The organism is Winogradskyella sp. (assembly GCF_013213975.1).
Classification (GTDB): domain Bacteria; phylum Bacteroidota; class Bacteroidia; order Flavobacteriales; family Flavobacteriaceae; genus Winogradskyella.
In genome coordinates, this window is sequence record NZ_JABSST010000136.1 from 1 (window position 1) to 4,092 (window position 4,092).

A 4,092-nucleotide genomic window follows, 5' to 3' on the forward strand; every position below is an offset into this window, starting at 1 on the left:
TCATGCTTCAAATCAAAGCTGTCCTCTTCTAGGTAATTAAAATTATTATTGAAATGGTTATCCATTAGCTACCTAGTTAATAAAATAGTTACACTTAAGGCCAAGGAAGCAATCGTCAAAACTGTACCGACATTACCTATATAACCAGCATTCTTTACTCTGGGGTTATTGGGATTTACAATAATCACATCATTAGGTTTGATAAAATAAAACTCACTATTCATAAAAGACGCAGAGGTTAAATCCACATGTGTGACTTTCCGTATACCATCAACCTCACGAGTTAATAATATATCATTACGCTTCCCATTAATAGTTAAGTCTCCAGCATAACCCAAAGCCTGTAAAAAGGTAATGTTCTGCTCTGTAAAATTATAGGTCCCCGGTTGATTTACCTCTCCTAAAATGGTCACTTTTGCATTTACTAATCGTACGGTAACCGTTGGATTGACCAAATGCCCCCCTGATTCTAGCTTCTGTTTTATAGTGTCCTCAAGCTGTTCTGTGGTTTTCGTCTCCGTTGCTATCTCCCCTAATACCGGGAATACAATTGTATGTTTTGGTGAGACGAGATACCCATCCAATTGCAGCATTTGTATATTCTGAGCTTGCACATTCAAGGCCGATACCCTATTGTAGGGAACAGCAGCCTCTGGCACCGTACTTTCAACTGTAATTTTAAGAATATCGTTAGGCTGAATCTTAGGAGAACTATAGACAACCTGATTCGACGCTACGGATGCTGCATCTTGTATGTACAACAATTCTTTTTTAGAAGCACACGAAACAACGAACACGGCTAATATGATGATATGATATTTAAATTTCATTCAATTAATTTATAAAGCAAGCAAATATAAGGGCAATTAAAAGGACTCGCAAAGGCAGCTACAGATTTTACATTAGGATTTATTCATAAGCTTATTAACAACAAAAGGCAAGTAATACAGCACCGAACCATAAAGTAATAGTGATATGATTTGATTATTTAATTTAAAATCTAAACGATTGAATGCAATGAGAATGATAATAACATTGATAATAACTATTGTCATTGTAGTTTTGACATGACTGAAGCCCTGACGAATAAATCGGTGATGAATATGATTTTTATCTGCCTTAAAAGGGCTTTTCTTTAGCAAAATAATTCTTATAAAAAAGATGCGTAAGGTATCAATTAAGGGATAAAACAATAAGGCCAAAGCTAAAGCAGGAGATGCCTTAAAATAATCCGAACTTTCATTGACTTGCGCCATATTAATAAAACTAATGGTAAAAAAGGCCAATAAAAACCCCACAATCATAGAGCCTGTATCCCCCATAAAAATCTTATTCTTTCTAGAAAAATTCAAGCGTAAAAAGGCAATTAAGGCTCCACAAAGGGCAATGGCAATGGTGGCGAGACTCAATTCATTGGCACTAACAAATAAATACGTAAAAATAGCACTAGCACTTAAGGCAATACTACCTGCCAATCCATCTACACCATCAACTAGGTTGTAGGCATTAATAATTAATATATACACAAATAAGGTGAAAATTATGGATACCCAATAAGGCAACACATCAATATCCATAATATTAGAGAACCCAATGATTCGTGTATCTGTAAATACCACCAATAAGCCTGCAGCAAACAACTGCCCAACAAATTTATTACTGGCTGATAATACGGTTAAATCGTCCTTAAGGCCAAGAAAAAATAAAATGGTTAACCCTCCCATGACCAATAGTAATACCTTGGTATTTAAAAAAGCTCCAACAATGGTCATAACCACAATAAGGCTAAAAAAGATGCCTATACCTCCCAAAGTTGGCGTTCTGTCCGAGTGGGCACTGCGGCTATCGGGTTCATCCATCAAATGTTTCTTCTTTGCCACGTATAATATGGTTGGAAAGGTTCTATAGGCTATTAAAAAGGCCGAAACGAATGCACAAACCAACCAGAAGGTTGTGTTATTTTCTGGAGAAAAATTTTCAAGTAATGTTTTAATCATAGCGTTAGTTTTTAAAGCATTTAAGGGAATGCTTTTAAAAATTTTCAATACTAAAGGGATTTACTGGTGCTATTAACATTAAGGGTTGCCACTAAGATAAGCCCACATTTTTATTTATTTGCAATAAAATATGTACTATTCTAGTAGCAGCTTTTCCGTCCCATAAAGGTATGGGTTTTCCTGATTTCCACCTACCAGAAAATAAAATTTTTAGATATTTTTTGATATTTTCAGGATTAGTCCCCACTAATTCGTTGGTTCCGAGTTCAATAGTTTCGGGACGCTCTGTATTATCTCTTAAGGTCATGCAAGGAATATTCATAACTGAGGCCTCCTCCGTAATACCTCCTGAGTCGGTAATGACTGCTTTAGCATTTTCTGCCAAATAATTAAACTCTAAATAGCCCAATGGAGCAATAGTGTGTAGTCGCGGATGAGTAATATCCAATTTTTCTAATATTTGAGCCGTTCTAGGATGCACCGGAAAAACCAATGGTATGTCTTCTGTATGTGCTATAATCTCGTCTAGCATGGCTTTTAATTGGCTTTCTTCATCGACATTGGCTGGACGGTGTAAGGTCATCACGATGTACTCCTTCTCCCTCAACTTTAATTGATCCCATATACTTGGAGGTCTAAAATTGGGGCGCTGTTTGAGAAGCGTATCAATCATGGTATTACCCACATAGAAAATTTGCGCTTCATCAATACCACTATGTCTCAAATTAGAATTTGCTAACTCAGAGGTGGTGAAGAAATAATTGGTGATACTATCCGTAACTAAGCGATTAATCTCTTCAGGCATGGTCCAATCATGTGATCTTATGCCGCCTTCCACATGAGCCACCTTGATATGTAATTTTTGAGCAACAAGTGCACAGGCCATTGTCGACGTGACATCACCAACTACTAAAACCAAATCTGCGGGATTTGCCACAAGCTCTCTCTCGAAGGAAACTAAAATTGCAGCCGTTTGCTCGGCCTGAGACCCACCACTACACTCTAAATTAATATGCGGTTGAGGAATATTGAGCTGTTCAAAAAAACTACCCGACATGTTTTTATCGTAGTGCTGACCGGTATGTACTAGCCGGTAATCGATGGCTTCTCCCTTATTTTTTGCTCCTTGAATGGCATGAATGATTGGGGCAATCTTCATAAAATTGGGTCTAGCTCCTGCTATTATGGTAATTTGATAATTCATATAAGTCTTTAATATCTATTTAAATGTAGGTTAATAAAAAAACGAACCAGATGTATTTGACGTTTTATTCGCGAAGGTTGGTTAATCAATCTATAAGTCCATTCTAAGTTGTTTTTAACCCACCATTTTGGCGCACGCTTTACATAGCCAGTATATACATCAAAACTTCCTCCTAAACCCTGATAAACTGCTTCATGATGTTTCTGAATTCGCTCCATAAGTAATTCTTGCCTTGGCGAACCCATGGCGACAAAGACAACATCTGGCCGATGTTTTTTGATATCCTCAATTAAAGCTTGTTCCTCATCTTCGGTTTTGATATAACCGTTTCTATAGTTACAAATAACAATGCCTTCAAATTCCGATTTCAACTGTGCTACAGTGGCAGTAATCACCTCATCTTTACCACCAACCAAATAAAAGGATTTATTCTTATAATATTTCTGAATTAAATCAAACCACAATTCACAACCAGGAATCTTAACCGTTGATCTATGAACTTTTTTTTGTAATGCCCAAACCGCACCAATGCCGTCTGGATAGCCAAGGTTTCTATTTATAATGGCTCTACTTTGATCCGTCGCATGTAAAATCTTTTCGGCATTAACAGCTACTAATATTTTTTTATGTCCAAAAGCATAATCAATTAGCTCATCTCTAGAACTTGGTGCATAAGTTATAACCTGATTTAGTGCTTCCGATTTCATTTATTTATTAATTTCAAGATAATAATGGGCTATTGCATTAAACATAAACGCATTGCTCCAACGCATGTAAGAAATTTTTGAACTTAATCCTTTGCGATATTGATAATAAAAATACCCTTTTTTAGACTGCATATTAGCAATGGTCCAATTTAGCGTGCGCTCTAACAAAGCCGTATATTCTTTA

General features: G+C 36.4%; 4 protein-coding genes and 1 pseudogene. All 5 read right to left on the bottom strand.

The window, feature by feature from the left end:
• Positions 1-68: 68 nt before the first annotated feature.
• The gene (locus HRU49_RS14210) at positions 69-830 is read right to left on the bottom strand and encodes a polysaccharide biosynthesis/export family protein (RefSeq protein ID WP_296358318.1); all 762 of its coding nucleotides are present in this window, start codon (positions 828-830) and stop codon (positions 69-71) included.
• 72 nt (positions 831-902) lie between these two features.
• On the bottom strand, positions 903-1,997 hold the full coding sequence (locus HRU49_RS14215) for an MraY family glycosyltransferase (RefSeq protein WP_296358320.1): 1,095 nt from the start codon (positions 1,995-1,997) through the stop codon (positions 903-905).
• Positions 1,998-2,088: 91 nt separating this feature from the next.
• On the bottom strand, positions 2,089-3,201 hold the full coding sequence (gene wecB / locus HRU49_RS14220; protein WP_296358322.1) for a UDP-N-acetylglucosamine 2-epimerase (non-hydrolyzing): 1,113 nt from the start codon (positions 3,199-3,201) through the stop codon (positions 2,089-2,091).
• Between the two features lie 8 nt (positions 3,202-3,209).
• Positions 3,210-3,908, bottom strand: a complete 699-nt coding sequence (locus tag HRU49_RS14225) for a WecB/TagA/CpsF family glycosyltransferase (protein ID WP_296358323.1) — start codon at positions 3,906-3,908, stop codon at positions 3,210-3,212.
• Positions 3,909-4,092: pseudogene (locus HRU49_RS14230) on the bottom strand (delta-aminolevulinic acid dehydratase); the annotation flags it as partial.